We start from the raw sequence: 17,898 nt of genomic DNA, 5'->3' as shown, positions 1-17,898 counted from the left end.
CAAGGGGGTTAACTGCGAAGAAAGTAGTTAACATCGTGACAGTCGTGGCATCGATCATGACCTTAGTGATAATTCACTGCCTTTGACACTTGCCTTAAATTAGTGGGGTGAGATGCGTCAAGGGTGATTCTTTATATATTTGGCTTGGAGTTAACTGGTATGTCTAACCAGAGAATTCGTATCCGTTTGAAGTCTTTTGATCATCGTCTGATCGATCAATCTGCTCAAGAAATCGTAGAAACCGCTAAGCGTACTGGCGCACAAGTTTGTGGTCCAATCCCGATGCCAACTCGCATCGAACGCTTCAACGTTTTAACATCACCACACGTAAACAAAGATGCACGCGACCAGTATGAAATCCGTACTTACAAGCGTTTGATCGACATTGTTCAACCTACAGATAAAACTGTTGATGCGTTGATGAAATTAGATCTAGCAGCTGGTGTTGATGTTCAGATTGCATTGGGTTAAGGCTTTCGGTTAATTAACACTCTAAGTTAATTAGGCCGCTTTTTTAGAGGTTTATGCACATGGCTATTGGTTTAGTCGGTCGCAAGTGCGGTATGACCCGTATCTTTACAGATGCTGGTGTTTCTGTACCTGTTACAGTGATTGAGGTTGATCCTAACCGCATCACTCAAATCAAAACGCTTGAAACAGATGGTTATCAAGCAATTCAGGTTACTACTGGTGAACGTCGCGAATCTCGCGTAACTAACGCTCAGAAAGGTCACTTCGCTAAAGCGGGTGTTGCTGCTGGTCGTTTAGTTCAAGAATTCCGTGCTACAGAAGCTGACCTTGAAGGTCGTGAAGTTGGCGGAACTATCGGTGTGGATTTGTTCACAGTAGGTCAGATCGTTGACGTAACTGGTCAGTCTAAAGGTAAGGGTTTCCAGGGTGGTGTTAAGCGTTGGAACTTCCGTACTCAAGACGCTACTCACGGTAACTCTGTTTCTCACCGTGTTCTAGGTTCTACAGGTCAAAACCAGACTCCTGGTCGCGTATTCAAAGGCAAAAAAATGGCTGGCCATTTAGGTGCTGAGCGCGTAACTGTACAGGGTCTTGAAATTGTATCTATCGACACAGAGCGTTCAGTTCTTGTTGTTAAGGGTGCGATTCCTGGTGCGACTGGTGGTGACGTAACTGTACGTCCTACGATCAAGGCTTGAGGGGAAATAACGTGAATTTAAATACTGTTTCCGGCTCTGCTGTTGAGTTATCTGAAGTTGCGTTCGGTCGTGAATTCAATGAAGCACTTGTACACCAAGTTGTTACAGCTTACTTAGCTGGTGGTCGTCAAGGCTCTAAAGCTCAGAAATCACGTGCAGACGTTGCTGGCGGTGGTAAAAAACCATTCCGTCAAAAAGGTACTGGCCGCGCTCGTGCTGGTTCTATTCGTAGCCCAATCTGGGTTGGTGGTGGTAAAACTTTTGCTGCTCGTCCACAAGATTGGTCTCAAAAAGTTAACCGCAAAATGTACCGCGGTGCAATGCAATGTATCTTAGCTGAACTTGTTCGCCAAGATCGTCTTGTATTGGTTGAAGAGTTTGCTGTTGAAGCTCCTAAAACTAAAGAGTTGCTTGCAAAACTTAACGACTTGAATGCAACTCGCGCATTGATCGTAACTGAAGCTGTAGATGAGAATCTATATCTTGCAGCGCGTAACCTTCCACACGTTGATGTGGTTGATGCTACTGCAATCGATCCTGTTAGCTTGATCGCGTTCGACAAAGTTGTAATGTCTGTTGCTGCTGCTAAGAAAATTGAGGTAGAACTCGGATGAACAACGAACGTTTATATCAAGTCCTACAAGGACCTGTATTTTCAGAAAAAGCACAAGTTTTAGGCGAAACTGCTGGTGTTCAAGTGTTCAAAGTTGCATTAAATGCAAACAAACTTGAAATCAAAAAAGCAGTTGAGCAATTATTTGGTGTGGAAGTTGTTAAAGTTAACACGACTATCACTAAAGGTAAGACTAAGCGCTTTGGTCGTACATTGGGACGCCGTTCTGATGTTAAAAAAGCATACGTCACCCTGAAAGCTGGCCAAGATGTTGAAATGGCTGACTTGGGCGATACCGCTGAAAGCGCAGCGGAATAAGGACGAAATTTATGCCGATTCAAAAATGTAAGCCAACGTCTCCAGGACGTCGCTTTGTAGAGAAAGTCGTTCACGACCATCTTCACAAAGGTGCGCCTTATGCGCCGTTGGTAGAAGCTAAAAAACGTACTGGTGGTCGTAACAACAACGGTCACATTACTACACGTCACGTTGGTGGTGGTCATAAGCAACACTACCGTATCGTAGACTTCAAACGTAACAAAGATGGCATTCCTGCTGTTGTAGAGCGTATTGAATACGATCCAAACCGTACTGCACACATCGCATTGTTGAAGTATGCTGACGGTGAACGTCGTTATATTATTGCGCCTAAAGGTTTACGTGCTGGTGATCAAGTTCAATCTGGTAACGATGCTCCAATCCGCCCAGGTAACTGCTTGCCACTTCGTAACATGCCAATCGGTGCTACTCTTCACAACATCGAACTTAAAATCGGTAAAGGTGCTCAATTAGCGCGTTCTGCTGGTACTTCAGTTCAATTGTTGGGTCGTGACGGTTCATACGCTATCGTTCGTCTACGTTCAGGCGAAATGCGTAAAGTGCACGTTGAATGTCGCGCTGTGTTAGGTGAAGTATCTAACTCAGAAAGCAACCTTCGTTCACTTGGTAAAGCAGGTGCTTCGCGCTGGCGTGGTGTTCGTCCTACCGTTCGTGGTATGGCAATGAACCCGGTTGATCACCCGCACGGTGGTGGTGAAGGGCGTACTAAAGGTATCCAACCTGTAAGCCCATGGGGTCAAAAAGCTAAAGGGTACAAGACACGTACCAACAAGCGTACGACTAAGATGATTATTCGCGACCGTCGCGTTAAGTAACAAGTAAAGGAATCTGACAATGCCTCGTTCTCTGAAAAAAGGCCCATTCGTCGATGCGCACTTGTTCGCTAAGGTTGAAGCGGCAATCGCGGCTAATAACCGTAAGCCGATCAAAACTTGGTCGCGTCGTTCGATGATCCTCCCAGATTTTGTTGGTTTAACAATTTCTGTTCACAATGGTCGTAACCATGTTCCAGTGATTATCTCTGAACACATGGTTGGTCATAAACTCGGTGAATTCGCGCCAACTCGTACCTATCGTGGTCACGGTGTTGACAAGAAGTCTAAACGTTAATAGGTGCTATGATGGAAGTAACTGCTAAATTACGCGGTGCCGCTATCTCGGCACAAAAAGCACGTTTGGTTGCAGATCTTATCCGCGGCAAATCTGTTGCGCATGCACTTAACATTTTAAACTTCAGCAACAAAAAAGCTGCTGTTTTAGTTAAGAAAGCATTGGAATCTGCAATTGCAAATGCTGAACACAATAACAGTTTAGATGTAGACGACCTTAAAGTATCTACGATTTACGTTGACGAAGGCATGAGCCTTAAACGTATTATGCCACGTGCTAAAGGCCGTGCAGATCGTATTACTAAGCGTACTTGTCACATCACCGTTAAGGTAGGGGTTTGATATGGGTCAGAAGGTTCATCCAATCGGTATCCGCCTAGGTGTTGTGAAACGTCATAACGCTAACTGGTATGCGAATCCGAAACAATACGCTGAATACTTGCTTAAAGACCTTCAAGTTCGTGAGTTTTTAACTAAAAAACTTAAGAACGCAATGGTAAGCAATATTCTTATCGAACGTCCAACGGGTGCTGCTAAAGTAACGATTAGCACTGCGCGTCCTGGTATCGTAATCGGTAAAAAAGGCGAAGACATTGAGAAATTACAACGCGAATTAACATCTATTATGGGTGTTCCTGCGCAAGTAAGCATCAACGAAATTGACCGTCCAGACTTAGATGCACGTTTAGTTGCTGAAGCAATCGCTTCTCAATTAGAAAAGCGTGTAATGTTCCGTCGTGCTATGAAGCGTGCGGTACAGAACTCTATGCGTGCTGGTGCTAAAGGTATCAAAGTTGAAGTTTCTGGTCGTTTAGGTGGTGCAGAGATTGCACGTACTGAATGGTATCGTGAAGGTCGTGTACCTTTGCATACACTTCGTGCGGACATCGACTATGCAACTATGCGTGCTGAAACTACTTACGGTACGATTGGCGTTAAAGTTTGGGTATTCCGTGGTGAAATCTTGGGTGGCATGAAGCAAGTCATGAACCCAGCACCTGCTGAAGAACGTCCAGCTAAACGCGGTCGCGGTCGTGGTGAAGGTCAAGAGCGTCGTGGTCGTCGCAATGATCGTTCTGCTGAAAAAGGAGAATAATCCATGTTGCAACCTAAACGTACTAAATTCCGTAAGGTGCAAAAAGGCCGTAACACTGGCTTAGCGCACCGTGGTAGCTCAGTATCTTTCGGTACTATCGCTCTTAAATCAGTTGAACGTGGTCAAATGACTGCGCGTCAAATTGAAGCGGCACGTCGTACAATCAGCCGTCGTATTAAGCGTGGTGGTAAGATCTTTATCCGTGTATTCCCAGACAAACCAATTACTTCTAAGCCTCTTGAAGTGCGTATGGGTAAAGGTAAAGGTTCTGTGGAATATTGGGTTTGTCAAATCAAACCAGGTAAAGTCTTGTACGAAATTGATGGTGTGAACGAAGAATTGGCGCGTGAAGCATTTACGCTTGCTGCTGCTAAACTTCCGTTTAAAACCACTATCGTGACTCGGACGGTAATGTAATGAAAACTAAAGATCTACGTGAAAAGTCGGTAGAAGAGTTGACAGCTTTGCTTGATGAGCAACAGCTTAACCAATTCCGTCTTCGTATGGCGAAAGCAACTGGTCAATTGGGTAAATCGCATGAAGTTGCGCTTACTCGTAAAACTATTGCACGCATCAAGACCCTCCTTACCGAAAAACAGGGGAACGGGCAATGAGTCAAAATACAGTCCGCACGTTAACTGGCAAAGTTGTAAGCGACAAAATGGAAAAATCTATTGTTGTCCTTATTGAACGCCAAGTTCAACACCCGTTGTATGGCAAATTGATTCGCCGTTCAACCAAATTACACGCTCATGATGAGAACAATACCGCCAAGATTGGTGATGTTGTAACCATCAAAGAAAGCCGCCCAATGTCTAAAACTAAGTCATGGACTTTAGTTGAAGTTGTTGAAGCTGCTGCTGAGTAATTAACGTTCTTGTTGCATCATCGGTCAATTTCGAGTACTCTTTGAGCCTTTCGAAATTGTGACCGGTGATGCTCGGTTTTGGAGTAGGGCAATGATTCAAACCGAAACGATGCTTGACGTAGCTGACAACAGTGGTGCTCGCCGCGTACAATGTATTAAAGTACTAGGTGGTTCACATCGTCGTTATGCTTCTGTTGGCGACATTATTAAAGTTACTGTAAAAGAAGCTATTCCACGCGCGCGTGTTAAAAAAGGTGACGTGATGAATGCTGTTGTTGTACGTACAAAGTTCGGTATTCGTCGTCCAGACGGTTCTGTGATCCGTTTTGATGATAACGCTGCTGTTATTTTGAATAACAACAAAGCACCGATTGCAACTCGTATTTTCGGACCAGTGACTCGTGAACTTCGTACTGAACAGTTCATGAAAATCATTTCATTGGCTCCTGAAGTTCTATAAGAGGCAATCATGGCTAAGATTAAAAAAGGCGATCAAGTAATTGTGATCGCAGGTAAAGAAAAAGGCAAACAGGGTACTGTTCTGTCAGTTTCTAATGACCGTGTTAAGGTCGAAGGTCTTAACTTGGTTAAGAAGCACCAGAAGCCAAACCGTGCTACGGGCGCTGAAGGCGGTATCGTAACGCAGGAAGCTTCGCTTCATATCTCAAACGTGGCAATTTTTAATGCTACAACCCAAAAGGCTGACCGTGTTGGTTACCAAACGATTGATGGCGTGAAAACTCGCGTTTATAAATCGAATGGTGAATCAGTGGCGGTGGCGAAGTAATAGGTTGAAATAGGCAATGGCCAGACTTAAAACACGTTACAACGACGAACTTAAGGCTCAATTACAAGAACAATTGGGCGTTAAGAATGTGATGGAGATCCCTCGCATCACTAAAATTACCATCAACATGGGTGTTGGTGCTGCAGCTGCTGACAAGAAATTGTTAGATGGCGCTCTTTCTGATATGCAAGCTATTGCTGGTCAAAAACCAGTTTTAACATTAGCTCGTAAATCAATCGCTGGTTTTAAAATCCGTGATGGTTGGCCGATTGGTTGTAAAGTTACTTTACGCGGCGAACGTATGTACGAATTCTTAGACCGTTTGATCTCTATCGCGATCCCTCGTATCCGTGACTTCCGTGGTTTCTCTTCGAAATCATTCGATGGTCGTGGTAACTACTCTATGGGTCTCAAGGAACAAATCATGTTCCCTGAAATCGATTTCGATAAGATTGATCAAATTCGTGGTATGGACATCACCATCACTACGACTGCTCGCACCGATGACGAAGGCCGTGCGCTTATGCGTGCATTCGGCTTCCCGTTCAAATAAGAGGTCGATATGGCTAAGAAAGGTATGATTAATCGCGAATTGAAACGCGAAGCTACTGTTGCTAAATACGCTGCAAAACGTGCTGAATTAAAAGCAACGATTGCAAACGTAAATGCAAGCGACGAAGAGCGTTTCGAAGCGATGATGAAATTACAAGCATTACCACGTAATGCGTCTCCAGTACGTCTTCGTAACCGTTGTGGTTTAACTGGTCGTCCTCATGGTTACTTCCGTAAGTTCGGTTTAAGCCGTAACAAATTACGTGACACAGTAATGCAAGGTGATGTACCGGGCGTTGTTAAGGCAAGCTGGTAAGGAGCACTATAAATGAGTATGCAAGATACCGTTGCCGACATGCTAACGCGTGTTCGTAACGCTCAAATGGCAAAGAAACAAACTGTTTCTATGCCTAATTCTAAGTTGAAGGTTGCTATTGCAAACGTACTTCAACAAGAAGGTTATATCGCAAATGTAGAAGTGGCTGACAACGAAGGCAAACCTACATTAACGATTACTTTAAAATACTATGAAGGCAAACCAGTTATCGAAACTGTGAAACGCGTAAGCCGTCCAGGTCTACGTCAGTATCGCGGTAAAGATGCACTTCCAAGCGTTAAGCAAGGTTTAGGTATTGCAATCGTTTCTACAAGCAAAGGCATCATGACTGATCGCGCTGCACGTGCTGCAGGTATCGGTGGTGAAGTTATTGCTTTTGTTTCTTAATAATAGGTGATTCCTCATGTCTCGTGTGGCTAAAGCCCCAGTAACTGTACCTAACGGTGTTACAGTTACTCAGAACGGCCGGCAGGTCGAAGTGAAAGGCAGCAAAGGTACATTGTCTTTCAACCTGCATGCGCTGGTCGAGCTAAAACAGGAAGACGGTATTTTAGCTATTGCTCCTAAAGCTGAGTCGAAAGACGCTTGGATGCAAGCTGGTACTGCTCGCGCTGTGCTTAACAATCTTGTAAAAGGTGTGAGCGAAGGCTTCGAACGTAAGTTACAATTGATTGGTGTTGGTTATAAAGCTGCGGTAAAAGGTAACGTTGTTAACCTTAACCTTGGTTTTTCACACCCAATCGATTACACCCTTCCTGAAGGTGTAACTGCAGAAACTCCAACTGCAACTGAAATTATCCTTAAATCTGCTGACAAAGCAGCTTTAGGTCAAGTTGCTGCGGATATCCGTGGATACCGTCCACCAGAGCCATATAAAGGTAAAGGTGTTCGTTATTCGGATGAAGTTGTTCTTCGTAAAGAAGCTAAGAAGAAATAAGGCGCGAGGTTCTTATGAACGAAAAGAAACAATCCCGTTTGCGTCGTGCGAAAAGCACACGCTTGCACATCCGTGCATTGGGTGCGACTCGTTTGTGTGTAAACCGCACGCCGCGTCACATCTATGCTCAAGTTATTTCAGCAGATGGTGGCAAAGTTTTAGCGCAAGCTTCAACTTTAGATGCTACTTTACGTGCTGGTACAACTGGTAACGTTGAAGCAGCTCAAAAAGTAGGTGCTTTAATTGCAGAACGCGCGAAAGCAGCTGGCGTAACTAAAGTTGCGTTTGACCGTTCTGGTTTTAAATATCATGGTCGTATCAAAGCCTTGGCTGATGCTGCTCGTGAAAACGGCTTGGAGTTCTAATCATGGCTAAAGTTGAACAAAACGAAGGTCTTGTTGAAAAGCTGGTTGCCGTTGATCGCGTAGCCAAAGTTGTTAAAGGTGGTCGTATCTTCTCTTTCACAGCATTAACTGTTGTGGGTGATGGTAATGGTCGCGTAGGTTTTGGTCGTGGTAAAGCACGTGAAGTTCCAGCTGCTATTTCTAAAGCACTTGAAGCTGCACGTCGTAACATGATCACTATCGAATTGGCAGATGGTACTTTACAACACCCGATTCATGCGCGTCATGGTGCAAGCCGTGTTTACATGCAACCAGCATCTGAAGGTACTGGTGTAATTGCGGGTGGTTCTATGCGTGCAGTTTTAGAAGCTGCAGGTGTACGTAACGTATTGACTAAATGCCGTGGTTCTACTAACGCTGCAAACGTAGTGAACGCAACTTTTAACGGTTTGCGTGACATGACAACTCCTGAAAAGGTTGCTGCGAAACGTGGTCTTTCAGTAGAACAAATTCAAGGGTAATCAATCATGAAAACGATTAAAGTTACCCAGACTAAATCTGCATCGCACCGCTTGAAAAATCACAAGCTTAGCCTTAAAGGTTTAGGTCTGCGTCGTATTGGTCATACTGTAGAAGTGCAAGATACGCCTTCTAACCGTGGTATGATCAACCAAGTCTACTATATGGTTAGTGTAGAGGAATAAGCCATGACTCTGCGTTTAAATGAACTTGCACCTGCAGAAGGTGCTAAGCGTGAAGCCCGTCGTCTAGGCCGTGGTATCGGTTCTGGCGTTGGTAAGACTGGTGGTCGTGGTATCAAAGGTCAAAACTCACGTAAGAGCGGTGGTACACGTCCTGGATTCGAAGGTGGTCAAACTGCGTTATATCGTCGTTTACCTAAATTCGGTTTCACTAGCCAAATCGCTTTGAAAACTGCTGAAGTACGTTTATCTGAGCTTGCTAAAGTGGAAGGCGACATCGTTAGCCTTGAAACTTTAAAAGCAGCGAACGTTGTACGTAAAGATATGGCTCGTGCTCGTATCGTACTTTCTGGTGAAATTACTCGCGCATTCACTATTCAAGGTGTTGCTGTGACTAAAGGCGCTAAAGCTGCTGTTGAAGCGGCTGGCGGTAAAGTCGAGGAGTAATCCCCAGTGTCTATGTCTCCTAGTTCTTCAGGTCATGTTCACATGATGAAAGGCCAACCATTTCACGTGAAATACCGTGAAATTATACGCCGAATGATGTTTCTCATTGGTGCGTTGTTGGTATTTCGACTAGGAGCGCATATTCCAGTACCAGGCATTAATAATGCCGCACTTGAACAATTGTTTAATGCAAACCAAGGTACAATCCTTGGTTTGTTTAACATGTTTTCGGGTGGTGCATTAGAGCGGATGTCGATTCTTGCTTTAGGGATCATGCCATACATTTCTGCTTCGATTATCGTACAGTTGATGTCTACCGTGGTTCCTTCGCTTGAAGCTTTGAAAAAAGAAGGCGAGCAAGGCAAACGCAAAATTAATCAATATACGCGCCAAGGCACATTGTTTCTTGCACTTGTGCAAGCGATTGGGATGTGTGCAGGTCTGATTGGTCAAGGTATTACCTTAACGTCAGGTCTGGCTTTTTACGTTCCAGCTGTGACCTCTTTGGTTGCAGGCACAATGTTCTTAATGTGGTTGGGTGAACAAATTACCGAACGCGGAGTGGGCAATGGTATTTCCATGATCATTTTCGCAGGTATTGTTGCAGGCTTGCCTAATTTAATTATGCAATCCTTCACATCTATTGATAGTGGCCAGTCAAGCCTGATTGGTTTGGCAATTTTTGGTTTATTGTCTTTGGGTGTACTTGCAGCAATTGTGTTTATTGAGAAGGCGCAGCGTCGTATTCCAGTAAACTATGCTCAAAAACAACAAGGTCGTCGTGTATTTACTGCTCAGCAAACGCATTTGCCATTAAAAATTAATATGGCAGGTGTGATTCCAGCAATTTTTGCCAGTTCATTGCTTTTGTTCCCAGCGAGCTTAGGTCAATGGGTCGGCAGTGCGGATCCTAGTGCTGGATTAATCAAGCGTAGTCTACAAGACTTGGCATTGGTATTGTCGCCTGGACAACCGTTGTATTTGGTGCTCTTTGGTGCGTTAATTATCTTTTTCTGTTACTTCTACACTGCGCTGGTTTTCAGCCCTAAAGAAGTTTCGGAAAACTTGAAACGCAGCGGAGCTTATGTGCCTGGTATTCGCCCAGGTGAGCAAACTGCTCGTTACTTAGATCATATTCTCAGTCGTTTGACCTTTATTGGCGCGATTTACATCACTGTAGTCTGCTTAATGCCGATGATTCTACAAAGCTCATTTGGAATTCCATTTAGCTTAGGTGGTACATCATTATTAATCGTTGTAGTGGTTGTGATGGACTTTATGGCTCAGCTTCAAGCACATCTCACCTCGCACCAGTACGATAATCAAACGTTAATGAGAAAAACGACTGCTCATCCTAAGGGATAAGCGCACTTAGAGGTTTCATCATGAAAGTACAAGCTTCTGTAAAGAAAATTTGTGGTAGCTGCAAAGTTATCCGTCGTAATGGGGTTATTCGCGTAATTTGCAGCGCAGAACCTCGTCATAAGCAGCGTCAAGGTTAATTTGATTAAGACCTGTTGATTTCAGTAGGCTAATTAGGTTATTATCCGCCCCTCAAGATTTTTGTGGGGCGGTTGATTATCTTAACTGCCTTTTTGGAGAAAATTGAATGGCTCGTATTGCCGGTGTAAACATTCCGGATAACAAGCACGCTGTTATCTCTCTCACTTATATCTTTGGTATTGGTCGCCACACTGCTAAGACTATCTTAGCTGCTGCTGGTATCGCACCAACAACAAAGATCCGTGAATTAGATGACGCTCAGCTTGATGCGATTCGTGCAGAAGTTGCTAAGGTTCCGACCGAAGGTGACTTACGTCGCGAAATTTCCATGAACATTAAACGTTTAATGGATTTAGGCTGCTACCGCGGTCTTCGTCATCGTCGCAGCTTGCCTGTCCGTGGTCAACGCACCAAAACTAACGCACGTACCCGTAAAGGTCCGCGCAAACCGATTAAGAAATAAGATTTCTGGAAGCTAAAAGATGGCTAAAGATACTCGCACACGCAAGAAGGTCACTCGTACCGTCTCTGAAGGTGTTGCACACATTCACGCTTCTTTTAATAACACCATTGTGACCATTACCGATCGTCAAGGTAATGCACTGGCTTGGGCTACCTCAGGTGGACAAGGCTTCCGTGGATCACGTAAATCAACTCCGTTCGCTGCTCAGGTAGCTGCTGAAGTTGCTGGTAAAGCTGCTTTAGATTACGGTTTGAAAAACTTGGACGTCCTTGTTAAAGGTCCTGGTCCAGGTCGTGAGTCTGCGGTTCGTGCATTAGGTGCAGTGGGTTATAAAATTAACAGCATTACCGATGTGACTCCAATCCCTCACAACGGTTGCCGTCCACCTAAAAAACGTCGCGTGTAAGGAGAAACATTCATGGCTCGTTATATTGGTCCAAAATGCAAACTCTCTCGCCGCGAAGGGACAGACCTGCAACTAAAATCCGGCGTTAAACCATTTGACGTCAAAACTAAAAAACACGCTAAAGCTCCTGGCCAACATGGCGGGGCTCGTGGTGGTAAGCAATCTGAGTACTCACTACAATTACGTGAAAAACAAAAAGTACGTCGTATGTACGGTGTTTTAGAGCGTCAATTTAGTAACTACTATAAAGAAGCTGCTCGTGTGAAAGGCGCAACAGGTGAAAACTTGTTGAAATTGCTCGAAAGCCGTCTTGATAACGTTGTTTATCGCATGGGTTTTGGTTCTACACGTGCAGAAGCTCGTCAGCTTGTATCTCACCGTAGCATTACTTTAAATGGTCGTCGTGTTAACATTGCGTCTATTCAAGTTAAAGCTGGTGATGTAATTGCAGTTCACGAAGGTGCAAAACAACAATTACGTATTAAAAACGCAATTGAATTGGCTGCTCAACGTGGTATCCCTTCATGGATGGAAGTTGACCATTCTAAATTTGAAGGTACGTTTAAAGCTGCACCAGATCGTTCTGATTTACCTGCTGAAATCAACGAAAGCTTGATTGTAGAATTGTATTCTAAATAATCCTTGAGGTAGCAATAATGACGCGTACTGCAAATGAGTTTCTTACTCCGCAAGCGATCAAGGTCGAAGCGGCAAGCGGGACCTCGGCAAAAGTTATTCTAGAACCATTAGAGCGTGGCTTTGGTCACACTCTTGGTAATGCTTTACGTCGCATCCTTCTTTCTTCTTTACCTGGCGCAGCTGTGGTAGAAGTTGAAATTGAAGGTGTCGAGCACGAGTACAGTACTTTGGAAGGCTTGCAGCAGGACATCGTCGAGCTCTTGCTGAACCTGAAAGGATTGTCTATTAAGCTGTTCGATCAAAATGAAGCTTATTTGACATTGGAAAAACAAGGTCCAGGCGATGTAACTGCTGCAGACCTTCGTTTACCGCATAATGTTGAAGTGGTTAACCCTGAACACTTGATTGGCACTTTAAGTGCTACAGGCAATTTAAAAATGCGCCTGAAAGTTGCTCAAGGTCGTGGTTATGAAACATCTGATTCACGTTTCCCAGAAGGCGAAACTCGCCCTGTAGGTCGTTTGCAGTTAGATGCTTCTTATAGCCCAATCAAACGTGTGTCTTACATCGTAGAAAATGCGCGTGTAGAACAACGTACTGACCTTGACAAGTTGATCATTGATCTTGAAACCAATGGTACAGTTGATCCAGAAGAAGCGATCCGCAAAGCGGCAACAATCTTGCAACAACAAATTGCAATTTTTGTTGATCTTCAGAAAGATCAAGCTCCTGTTGCTCAAGAGCCTCGTGAAGAAGTTGACCCAATCTTGCTTCGTCCAGTAGATGATCTAGAGCTTACTGTTCGTTCTGCTAACTGTTTGAAAGCAGAAAATATTTACTACATTGGTGATCTTGTACAGCGTACTGAGGTTGAGCTACTTAAAACGCCTAACTTGGGTAAAAAATCGCTTACAGAGATCAAAGATGTTCTGGCTTCTAAAGGCTTACAGCTCGGCATGCGTTTAGAGAACTGGCCACCGGCTAGTCTCCGTATGGACGATCGTTTCGCCTATCGTAGCCGTTAATTAAGTAGGACTATCACCATGCGTCATCGTAATAGTGGTGTGAAATTAGGCCGTACAAGCAGCCATCGCAAAGCGATGTTCCAAAACTTGGCTAATTCTTTGTTCGAACACGAGTTAATCAAAACAACTGTTCCTAAAGCAAAAGAATTACGTCGTGTTGCTGAGCCTTTAATCACTTTAGCTAAAAACGATACAGTAGCAAACCGTCGTTTAGCGTTTGCTCGTACTCGTTCAGCAGCAACTGTTGGTAAATTATTTACCGTTCTTGGCCCTCGTTACAAAGAGCGTAACGGCGGGTATCTACGTGTTCTTAAAGCGGGCTTCCGTGCGGGTGATGCTGCACCGATGGCTTACGTTGAGCTTGTAGATCGCGAAGTTAAATAATTTTGCCAAGAATAACGCACGTTGTTCAGAAAAGACCGGTTTTACCGGTCTTTTTTTTATGTAAAAAATAAGTTGAATCTCAAAAAATGATGTAATTGTCCCGAATTGATATAAATTTTAGCAACTTTTGCCAAACTTGACATTGTGTATTGTCAAATTTGTGCTTTAATAAAAAGCATCATTCAAGCTGGACAATAAAACATGGATAAGCAGGTTGATATATTAATTATTGGTGCAGGGATTTCGGGCATTGGTGTAGCTGCACATTTAAGTCAAAATTGCCCACAGCGTTCTTTTGAAATTATTGAGCGTCGTCAAAGTTTTGGTGGCACTTGGGATTTATTCCAATATCCGGGCATTCGTTCAGATTCGGATATGTCGACCTTTGGTTATAATTTTAAGCCTTGGAAGAAAACCAATGTACTAGCCGATGGCGCATCTATCAAAGGTTATTTAGCAGAAGTCATTCAAGAAAAAGCCTTACATTCAAAAATTCATTTTCAGCATCGTGTGCTATCCGCCAATTATGACTCTCAAACACGTAAGTGGACGTTACGCATAGAAAATGCAGAACAACAGATTGAAACTTGGGTGGCTAATTTCGTTTTAGGCTGTACAGGCTATTACAACTACGATCAAGGTTTTCAGCCAGATTTCCCCAATCAGCAGGCATTTAAAGGTACATTTATCCACCCACAGCATTGGCCTGAAAATTTAGATTATCGTGGTAAAAAGGTCTTAATTATTGGCAGTGGCGCAACTGCAATCACCTTAGTACCTGCTATGTCAAAAGGTGGTGCAGCGCATGTCACCATGCTACAACGCTCGCCGACTTATATTGCTTCAGTGCCTGCAATGGATTTTGTTTATCAGCAAATGCGTAAAGTTTTGCCTGAAGATGTTGCTTACAAAATCACGCGCGCACGTAATATTGGCATGCAACGCGCCATTTATGCTTTAGCACAAAAACAGCCGAAATTACTGCGGACTTTGTTGCTGAAATCTATCCAAATGCAGCTCAAGGGCAAGGTAGATATGAAGCATTTCACGCCACATTATAATCCGTGGGATCAGCGTTTATGTGTTGTGCCTGATGGTGATTTATTTAAGATTTTACGCGAAGGGCATGCCTCGATTGAAACCAATCAAATTGCAAGTTTTACTGAAACAGGTGTGCAATTAAAATCGGGTAAACATTTGGATGCCGATATTATTGTGTCTGCGACAGGTTTGAATATTCAGATTCTAGGCGGTATTCAAGCCACAATTGATGGTGTGCCTTTAGACACCTCGAAGCACATGCTATATCAAGGTGTGATGATCAGCGATGTACCGAATATGGCGATGATTATTGGCTATATTAATGCCTCTTGGACGCTTAAAGTGGATGTGGCTGCGGATTATATTTGTCGTTTGCTCAATTATATGGATCGACAAGGTTATGACGAGGTAATTCCTCAAGGTGACCAAACAGAGTTATTGGAAGATACGGTGATGGGCAGTTTGAGTTCGGGCTATATCGCGCGTGCTGCTGATGTGATGCCAAAGCAAGGCAAACATGCGCCATGGCGAGTGACCAACAATTACTTAGAAGATCGCAAAACTTTAAAACAAGCAAGTTTTGAAGATGGTATTTTAAAATTCAAACAAGCTGTGCCTGCACAGCAGCGTAAACCTAAATTAGTGTCTTAAATCGTTGGGTGCAAAAATAATATGGCACAAGAAATTTAAAATTGCTTGTGCCATTTTTATGTTGAGGTGGAAATTTTATAAAGAACGTGAAATCAGCTCTTTCATAATTTCATTGGTGCCTGCATAAATACGATTGGCCCGATTGTCTAAGTAAGCACGTGCAATTGGATACTCAAGCATATAGCCATAACCACCATGCAGTTGTAGACATTCATCCACCACTTTGGAGTACATCTCTGAAATTTTATATTTGGCGGCCGCTGCAGCTTCAACACTGAGCTGATCTTGAAGTTGTAACTGCATACATTGATCTAAAAAAGCACGACAGAAATCAATTTCGGTGCGTAATTCTGCCAGTTTAAAGCGCGTATTTTGAAAGCTATGAATACTTTTGCCAAAGGCTTGACGTTGCTGAGTATATTGCAGTGTATGTGCAAAAGCAGCTTCTGCACCTGCTTGGCAAATAATCGCGACAATTAAGCGTTCCCAAGCCAGTTCTTTCATCAGCATGATAAAGCCCATGCCTTCTGCACCTAATAAATTGCTGCGAGGCACGCGGACATTATCAAAAAATAATTCGCAAGTGTCCTGACCTTTCATACCAATTTTATTCAGTGGTTTGCCTTTGCTAAATCCCGCACGGTCTGCTTCTACCAATATTAAAGACAGATTGGCTGAACCTTTGTCTGTGTTCGCTGTTTTACATACCACAATCGCCATGTCGCACAAATAGCCGTTGGTAATAAAAATTTTAGAACCATTAATCACGTATTCATCGCCATCCAATACCGCAGAGGTACGCACAGCTTGTAAGTCTGAACCTGTACTGGGTTCGGTCATGGCAATCGCGGTTATCACTTCGCCTGTGGCCATGCGGGGTAACCAGTGTTGTTTTTGTTCAGTTGTGCCAAAGTTATTAATGTAATTGGCGACAATATCTGAATGCAGTGAAAAACCGGTAGCACTGTCACCTGCATAGGCTTGTTCTTCAATCAAAATCATGCTGTATAAGCGGTCTACCCCTGAACCTGCATATTCTTCAGGCATGGTGCTACACAGCAAACCCAAAGTACCTGCTTTACGCCATAGCTCACGGTCTACATGCTGCTGCGCTTCAAATTTTTCAGTATGGGGGATGACTTCCTGCAAATAGAATTTTCGTACCAAATCACGAAAACTGTCGTGTTCAGCACTGAATAAGGTGCGCGGTAACATATTGGCAATGGGGCGAATTGCGGCAGATTGCATGGTTTTATCTTCCTGATGTTGTTATTTTGAATTCACCTTAGAAGAATTTATAGGGGGCAACAAGGTGCAAAAGTTTCAATTGCAAATGAAAGATGATGCTTTTGGTCAATGCTGCATAAAAGTCATCGAAACTTTAAAAGGGGTCGGTTAAACTAGCCTGAGTTTAATTTTAATGGGGAAACCGCATGAGTGATGACATCAGCTTAGAAGAACGCAAAGTGATTTACCGTGCCCGTCGTGGTTTAAAGGAAATTGATGTCTATTTTGACCCGTATGTGAAAAATCATTATTTGACTGCCAGTGCGGAAGAAAAACAAATGTTTGCCGATTTGGTTGAGCAGGAAGACCCAGATTTATTGGATTGGTTTATGGAAGTGTCTGAGCCACCACGTCCTGAGTTGAAAGATTTTATCCGTAAACTAAAGCATTATGTGCATGGCTAAGCAGCAGTTTCAGCTGAAACCTAGTGTCATCGCAATAGTGTTTCAGCTGATGATCGCTCTACTCATCGTTTGGCTTTTACTACAAGTGTTAAAGCCATGGCTTAGCGTTGTATGTATTGTCATTATGGGCTGGACATATTTTAAATTTGTTCGTGCAAACCGAATTGTTGGTTTAGATCAATTAGATGACCGTGAATGGTCAATTTCCTATCTCGCGCCTCGTGTAGTATCACAACAGATTAAAAGCACAGCTCGCCAAATTGAAATTCAGCGTGTGCAACTGCGTCAAGTGATAGATCATCAAATTTATATCGTCATGGAATTTCAGCAAGCCTTTAAACCTCTGGTGATTTGGTGTGATCAGGTTTCCAAGGCGGAATGGAAGGCTCTAAAAGTATTGGCGAAAATGCTCTAATTTACAGACAGCTGTATATTTTTATAATAATAAAAAACTATAAGTATCATAAAGATAAAATTATCATCTATTTTTCGTGTCCTGATCAGTCATTTTATATTGGCATAAAAGATTACACATATCCCTATTTTCAGTTATATTCATTCCAGACAAGTGTAGATCAATACAAATCAGATTCCTGAAATGTGCACATTTAAATTTAGTCGAAAGATTTTTTAAGATAAGCCCGAATTGGGCATCAGTTAATAAGTAGCATGTGCTGAACCGTCGCAATGCTACTTTTTTTTGCCTAAATTTTGTCGGATGACAGATTTCAGTCAATTTTAGTCACTTTAAAACATGGCAAAGTTATCCATCTGAAGCAGCAAGTAGACGCTTTTA

Annotated in this window: 32 protein-coding genes; 31 read left to right on the top strand and 1 reads right to left on the bottom strand. The window is 43.2% G+C overall.

The window, feature by feature from the left end; translation table 11 throughout:
- Nucleotides 1-159 precede the first annotated feature (159 nt).
- The 29 genes from rpsJ (at nucleotide 160) to FTT78_RS07780 (ending at nucleotide 15,411) form a co-directional block, all read left to right on the top strand.
- Nucleotides 160-471, top strand: a complete 312-nt coding sequence (gene rpsJ, locus FTT78_RS07920; protein ID WP_000070912.1) for a 30S ribosomal protein S10 — start codon at nucleotides 160-162, stop codon at nucleotides 469-471.
- A 59-nt stretch (nucleotides 472-530) separates the two neighbouring features.
- Nucleotides 531-1,169 carry a 50S ribosomal protein L3 gene (rplC, locus tag FTT78_RS07915; RefSeq protein WP_026438075.1) on the top strand — a complete coding sequence of 213 codons (639 nt, stop codon included), beginning with the start codon at nucleotides 531-533 and terminating at the stop codon, nucleotides 1,167-1,169.
- A gap of 11 nt (nucleotides 1,170-1,180) precedes the next feature.
- On the top strand, nucleotides 1,181-1,783 hold the full coding sequence (gene rplD, locus FTT78_RS07910) for a 50S ribosomal protein L4 (protein WP_004974702.1): 603 nt from the start codon (nucleotides 1,181-1,183) through the stop codon (nucleotides 1,781-1,783).
- Entirely contained in the window at nucleotides 1,780-2,100 is a 321-nt protein-coding gene (rplW, locus tag FTT78_RS07905) for a 50S ribosomal protein L23 (RefSeq protein WP_004974703.1), read from the top strand. Before rplD ends, rplW begins: the two co-directional genes overlap by 4 nt.
- Nucleotides 2,101-2,111: 11 nt before the next feature.
- Nucleotides 2,112-2,936 carry a 50S ribosomal protein L2 gene (gene rplB / locus FTT78_RS07900; protein WP_004974706.1) on the top strand — a complete coding sequence of 275 codons (825 nt, stop codon included), beginning with the start codon at nucleotides 2,112-2,114 and terminating at the stop codon, nucleotides 2,934-2,936.
- Nucleotides 2,937-2,955: 19 nt separating this feature from the next.
- Nucleotides 2,956-3,231, top strand: coding sequence for a 30S ribosomal protein S19 (rpsS, locus tag FTT78_RS07895; RefSeq protein ID WP_004673001.1), 276 nt, complete (start codon nucleotides 2,956-2,958; stop codon nucleotides 3,229-3,231).
- Nucleotides 3,232-3,242: 11 nt separating this feature from the next.
- The gene (gene rplV, locus FTT78_RS07890; protein ID WP_001982638.1) at nucleotides 3,243-3,572 is read left to right on the top strand and encodes a 50S ribosomal protein L22; all 330 of its coding nucleotides are present in this window, start codon (nucleotides 3,243-3,245) and stop codon (nucleotides 3,570-3,572) included.
- Nucleotide 3,573: 1 nt separating this feature from the next.
- Entirely contained in the window at nucleotides 3,574-4,326 is a 753-nt protein-coding gene (gene rpsC / locus FTT78_RS07885; RefSeq protein WP_004974711.1) for a 30S ribosomal protein S3, read from the top strand.
- Nucleotides 4,327-4,329: 3 nt separating this feature from the next.
- Complete coding sequence (rplP, locus tag FTT78_RS07880; RefSeq protein ID WP_004691317.1) at nucleotides 4,330-4,743, top strand: 50S ribosomal protein L16; 414 nt, start codon at nucleotides 4,330-4,332, stop codon at nucleotides 4,741-4,743.
- Nucleotides 4,743-4,940 carry a 50S ribosomal protein L29 gene (rpmC, locus tag FTT78_RS07875; protein WP_004650482.1) on the top strand — a complete coding sequence of 66 codons (198 nt, stop codon included), beginning with the start codon at nucleotides 4,743-4,745 and terminating at the stop codon, nucleotides 4,938-4,940. Before rplP ends, rpmC begins: the two co-directional genes overlap by 1 nt.
- Entirely contained in the window at nucleotides 4,937-5,194 is a 258-nt protein-coding gene (rpsQ, locus tag FTT78_RS07870) for a 30S ribosomal protein S17 (RefSeq protein ID WP_004974714.1), read from the top strand. Before rpmC ends, rpsQ begins: the two co-directional genes overlap by 4 nt.
- Before the next feature lie 91 nt (nucleotides 5,195-5,285).
- Nucleotides 5,286-5,654: a 50S ribosomal protein L14 gene (gene rplN, locus FTT78_RS07865; RefSeq protein ID WP_001982634.1), complete on the top strand. Its 369-nt coding sequence runs from the start codon at nucleotides 5,286-5,288 to the stop codon at nucleotides 5,652-5,654.
- A 9-nt stretch (nucleotides 5,655-5,663) separates the two neighbouring features.
- Nucleotides 5,664-5,981: a 50S ribosomal protein L24 gene (gene rplX, locus FTT78_RS07860; RefSeq protein ID WP_004974717.1), complete on the top strand. Its 318-nt coding sequence runs from the start codon at nucleotides 5,664-5,666 to the stop codon at nucleotides 5,979-5,981.
- Between the two features lie 16 nt (nucleotides 5,982-5,997).
- On the top strand, nucleotides 5,998-6,534 hold the full coding sequence (rplE, locus tag FTT78_RS07855; protein WP_004974719.1) for a 50S ribosomal protein L5: 537 nt from the start codon (nucleotides 5,998-6,000) through the stop codon (nucleotides 6,532-6,534).
- 9 nt (nucleotides 6,535-6,543) lie between these two features.
- Complete coding sequence (gene rpsN / locus FTT78_RS07850) at nucleotides 6,544-6,849, top strand: 30S ribosomal protein S14 (RefSeq protein WP_004825185.1); 306 nt, start codon at nucleotides 6,544-6,546, stop codon at nucleotides 6,847-6,849.
- 12 nt (nucleotides 6,850-6,861) lie between these two features.
- Nucleotides 6,862-7,257 (top strand): 30S ribosomal protein S8, encoded by a 396-nt coding sequence (rpsH, locus tag FTT78_RS07845; protein ID WP_004974720.1) that lies wholly within the window; start codon nucleotides 6,862-6,864, stop codon nucleotides 7,255-7,257.
- A gap of 16 nt (nucleotides 7,258-7,273) precedes the next feature.
- Nucleotides 7,274-7,807, top strand: a complete 534-nt coding sequence (rplF, locus tag FTT78_RS07840; RefSeq protein WP_004974722.1) for a 50S ribosomal protein L6 — start codon at nucleotides 7,274-7,276, stop codon at nucleotides 7,805-7,807.
- A gap of 14 nt (nucleotides 7,808-7,821) precedes the next feature.
- Entirely contained in the window at nucleotides 7,822-8,172 is a 351-nt protein-coding gene (gene rplR, locus FTT78_RS07835) for a 50S ribosomal protein L18 (protein WP_004281497.1), read from the top strand.
- Between the two features lie 2 nt (nucleotides 8,173-8,174).
- Complete coding sequence (rpsE, locus tag FTT78_RS07830) at nucleotides 8,175-8,672, top strand: 30S ribosomal protein S5 (protein ID WP_004974725.1); 498 nt, start codon at nucleotides 8,175-8,177, stop codon at nucleotides 8,670-8,672.
- A gap of 6 nt (nucleotides 8,673-8,678) precedes the next feature.
- The gene (rpmD, locus tag FTT78_RS07825) at nucleotides 8,679-8,855 is read left to right on the top strand and encodes a 50S ribosomal protein L30 (protein ID WP_004786899.1); all 177 of its coding nucleotides are present in this window, start codon (nucleotides 8,679-8,681) and stop codon (nucleotides 8,853-8,855) included.
- A 3-nt stretch (nucleotides 8,856-8,858) separates the two neighbouring features.
- Nucleotides 8,859-9,299, top strand: a complete 441-nt coding sequence (rplO, locus tag FTT78_RS07820) for a 50S ribosomal protein L15 (RefSeq protein ID WP_004974728.1) — start codon at nucleotides 8,859-8,861, stop codon at nucleotides 9,297-9,299.
- Between the two features lie 45 nt (nucleotides 9,300-9,344).
- On the top strand, nucleotides 9,345-10,664 hold the full coding sequence (gene secY / locus FTT78_RS07815; RefSeq protein ID WP_171062591.1) for a preprotein translocase subunit SecY: 1,320 nt from the start codon (nucleotides 9,345-9,347) through the stop codon (nucleotides 10,662-10,664).
- Between the two features lie 20 nt (nucleotides 10,665-10,684).
- Complete coding sequence (gene rpmJ / locus FTT78_RS07810; protein ID WP_000867907.1) at nucleotides 10,685-10,801, top strand: 50S ribosomal protein L36; 117 nt, start codon at nucleotides 10,685-10,687, stop codon at nucleotides 10,799-10,801.
- A 107-nt stretch (nucleotides 10,802-10,908) separates the two neighbouring features.
- The gene (gene rpsM / locus FTT78_RS07805) at nucleotides 10,909-11,265 is read left to right on the top strand and encodes a 30S ribosomal protein S13 (protein ID WP_004974734.1); all 357 of its coding nucleotides are present in this window, start codon (nucleotides 10,909-10,911) and stop codon (nucleotides 11,263-11,265) included.
- 19 nt (nucleotides 11,266-11,284) lie between these two features.
- Nucleotides 11,285-11,671, top strand: a complete 387-nt coding sequence (rpsK, locus tag FTT78_RS07800) for a 30S ribosomal protein S11 (RefSeq protein WP_001040166.1) — start codon at nucleotides 11,285-11,287, stop codon at nucleotides 11,669-11,671.
- 12 nt (nucleotides 11,672-11,683) lie between these two features.
- Entirely contained in the window at nucleotides 11,684-12,310 is a 627-nt protein-coding gene (gene rpsD, locus FTT78_RS07795; protein WP_004974744.1) for a 30S ribosomal protein S4, read from the top strand.
- Between the two features lie 17 nt (nucleotides 12,311-12,327).
- Nucleotides 12,328-13,335, top strand: coding sequence for a DNA-directed RNA polymerase subunit alpha (locus tag FTT78_RS07790; protein ID WP_004974745.1), 1,008 nt, complete (start codon nucleotides 12,328-12,330; stop codon nucleotides 13,333-13,335).
- An 18-nt stretch (nucleotides 13,336-13,353) separates the two neighbouring features.
- Nucleotides 13,354-13,719 (top strand): 50S ribosomal protein L17, encoded by a 366-nt coding sequence (gene rplQ / locus FTT78_RS07785; protein WP_004974746.1) that lies wholly within the window; start codon nucleotides 13,354-13,356, stop codon nucleotides 13,717-13,719.
- Between the two features lie 201 nt (nucleotides 13,720-13,920).
- Nucleotides 13,921-15,411: an NAD(P)/FAD-dependent oxidoreductase gene (locus tag FTT78_RS07780; RefSeq protein WP_179988903.1), complete on the top strand. Its 1,491-nt coding sequence runs from the start codon at nucleotides 13,921-13,923 to the stop codon at nucleotides 15,409-15,411.
- Between the two features lie 75 nt (nucleotides 15,412-15,486).
- On the opposite strand, the gene FTT78_RS07775 is transcribed toward FTT78_RS07780, so the two are convergent.
- A complete protein-coding gene (locus tag FTT78_RS07775; RefSeq protein WP_004974751.1) occupies nucleotides 15,487-16,659 on the bottom strand; it encodes an acyl-CoA dehydrogenase family protein in 1,173 nt (390 codons plus the stop codon).
- Between the two features lie 185 nt (nucleotides 16,660-16,844).
- On the opposite strand from FTT78_RS07775, the gene FTT78_RS07770 reads away from it, so the two are divergent.
- Together FTT78_RS07770 and FTT78_RS07765 are read left to right on the top strand one after the other, a co-directional pair.
- Entirely contained in the window at nucleotides 16,845-17,102 is a 258-nt protein-coding gene (locus FTT78_RS07770) for a succinate dehydrogenase assembly factor 2 (protein ID WP_004974752.1), read from the top strand.
- Complete coding sequence (locus tag FTT78_RS07765) at nucleotides 17,095-17,517, top strand: protein YgfX (RefSeq protein ID WP_096901367.1); 423 nt, start codon at nucleotides 17,095-17,097, stop codon at nucleotides 17,515-17,517. Before FTT78_RS07770 ends, FTT78_RS07765 begins: the two co-directional genes overlap by 8 nt.
- Nucleotides 17,518-17,898 lie beyond the last annotated feature (381 nt).

The organism is Acinetobacter sp. YH01011, assembly GCF_013420785.1.
Taxonomy (GTDB): domain Bacteria; phylum Pseudomonadota; class Gammaproteobacteria; order Pseudomonadales; family Moraxellaceae; genus Acinetobacter; species Acinetobacter towneri.
The sequence above is the reverse complement of the archived record's forward strand: the minus strand, read 5'-3'. Positions and strand labels throughout refer to the sequence as shown.

What these genes read in the sequence shown, in the direction of transcription:
- rpmD (WP_004786899.1), top strand. Translation starts at nt 8,679, where the DNA reads ATGAAAACGATTAAAGTTACCCAGACTAAATCTGCATCGCACCGCTTG.
- FTT78_RS07790 (WP_004974745.1), top strand. Translation starts at nt 12,328, where the DNA reads ATGACGCGTACTGCAAATGAGTTTCTTACTCCGCAAGCGATCAAGGTC.
- rplW (WP_004974703.1), top strand. Translation starts at nt 1,780, where the DNA reads ATGAACAACGAACGTTTATATCAAGTCCTACAAGGACCTGTATTTTCA.
- rpsK (WP_001040166.1), top strand. Translation starts at nt 11,285, where the DNA reads ATGGCTAAAGATACTCGCACACGCAAGAAGGTCACTCGTACCGTCTCT.
- FTT78_RS07765 (WP_096901367.1), top strand. Translation starts at nt 17,095, where the DNA reads ATGGCTAAGCAGCAGTTTCAGCTGAAACCTAGTGTCATCGCAATAGTG.
- rpsD (WP_004974744.1), top strand. Translation starts at nt 11,684, where the DNA reads ATGGCTCGTTATATTGGTCCAAAATGCAAACTCTCTCGCCGCGAAGGG.
- rplQ (WP_004974746.1), top strand. Translation starts at nt 13,354, where the DNA reads ATGCGTCATCGTAATAGTGGTGTGAAATTAGGCCGTACAAGCAGCCAT.
- rplE (WP_004974719.1), top strand. Translation starts at nt 5,998, where the DNA reads ATGGCCAGACTTAAAACACGTTACAACGACGAACTTAAGGCTCAATTA.
- rplC (WP_026438075.1), top strand. Translation starts at nt 531, where the DNA reads ATGGCTATTGGTTTAGTCGGTCGCAAGTGCGGTATGACCCGTATCTTT.
- rpsJ (WP_000070912.1), top strand. Translation starts at nt 160, where the DNA reads ATGTCTAACCAGAGAATTCGTATCCGTTTGAAGTCTTTTGATCATCGT.
- rpsN (WP_004825185.1), top strand. Translation starts at nt 6,544, where the DNA reads ATGGCTAAGAAAGGTATGATTAATCGCGAATTGAAACGCGAAGCTACT.
- rplV (WP_001982638.1), top strand. Translation starts at nt 3,243, where the DNA reads ATGGAAGTAACTGCTAAATTACGCGGTGCCGCTATCTCGGCACAAAAA.
- rpsH (WP_004974720.1), top strand. Translation starts at nt 6,862, where the DNA reads ATGAGTATGCAAGATACCGTTGCCGACATGCTAACGCGTGTTCGTAAC.
- rpmC (WP_004650482.1), top strand. Translation starts at nt 4,743, where the DNA reads ATGAAAACTAAAGATCTACGTGAAAAGTCGGTAGAAGAGTTGACAGCT.
- rpsQ (WP_004974714.1), top strand. Translation starts at nt 4,937, where the DNA reads ATGAGTCAAAATACAGTCCGCACGTTAACTGGCAAAGTTGTAAGCGAC.
- rpmJ (WP_000867907.1), top strand. Translation starts at nt 10,685, where the DNA reads ATGAAAGTACAAGCTTCTGTAAAGAAAATTTGTGGTAGCTGCAAAGTT.
- FTT78_RS07780 (WP_179988903.1), top strand. Translation starts at nt 13,921, where the DNA reads ATGGATAAGCAGGTTGATATATTAATTATTGGTGCAGGGATTTCGGGC.
- rpsM (WP_004974734.1), top strand. Translation starts at nt 10,909, where the DNA reads ATGGCTCGTATTGCCGGTGTAAACATTCCGGATAACAAGCACGCTGTT.
- rplN (WP_001982634.1), top strand. Translation starts at nt 5,286, where the DNA reads ATGATTCAAACCGAAACGATGCTTGACGTAGCTGACAACAGTGGTGCT.
- rplB (WP_004974706.1), top strand. Translation starts at nt 2,112, where the DNA reads ATGCCGATTCAAAAATGTAAGCCAACGTCTCCAGGACGTCGCTTTGTA.
- rplP (WP_004691317.1), top strand. Translation starts at nt 4,330, where the DNA reads ATGTTGCAACCTAAACGTACTAAATTCCGTAAGGTGCAAAAAGGCCGT.
- secY (WP_171062591.1), top strand. Translation starts at nt 9,345, where the DNA reads ATGAAAGGCCAACCATTTCACGTGAAATACCGTGAAATTATACGCCGA.
- FTT78_RS07775 (WP_004974751.1), bottom strand. Translation starts at nt 16,659, where the DNA reads ATGCAATCTGCCGCAATTCGCCCCATTGCCAATATGTTACCGCGCACC.
- FTT78_RS07770 (WP_004974752.1), top strand. Translation starts at nt 16,845, where the DNA reads ATGAGTGATGACATCAGCTTAGAAGAACGCAAAGTGATTTACCGTGCC.
- rpsS (WP_004673001.1), top strand. Translation starts at nt 2,956, where the DNA reads ATGCCTCGTTCTCTGAAAAAAGGCCCATTCGTCGATGCGCACTTGTTC.
- rplF (WP_004974722.1), top strand. Translation starts at nt 7,274, where the DNA reads ATGTCTCGTGTGGCTAAAGCCCCAGTAACTGTACCTAACGGTGTTACA.
- rplX (WP_004974717.1), top strand. Translation starts at nt 5,664, where the DNA reads ATGGCTAAGATTAAAAAAGGCGATCAAGTAATTGTGATCGCAGGTAAA.
- rplO (WP_004974728.1), top strand. Translation starts at nt 8,859, where the DNA reads ATGACTCTGCGTTTAAATGAACTTGCACCTGCAGAAGGTGCTAAGCGT.
- rplR (WP_004281497.1), top strand. Translation starts at nt 7,822, where the DNA reads ATGAACGAAAAGAAACAATCCCGTTTGCGTCGTGCGAAAAGCACACGC.
- rpsC (WP_004974711.1), top strand. Translation starts at nt 3,574, where the DNA reads ATGGGTCAGAAGGTTCATCCAATCGGTATCCGCCTAGGTGTTGTGAAA.
- rpsE (WP_004974725.1), top strand. Translation starts at nt 8,175, where the DNA reads ATGGCTAAAGTTGAACAAAACGAAGGTCTTGTTGAAAAGCTGGTTGCC.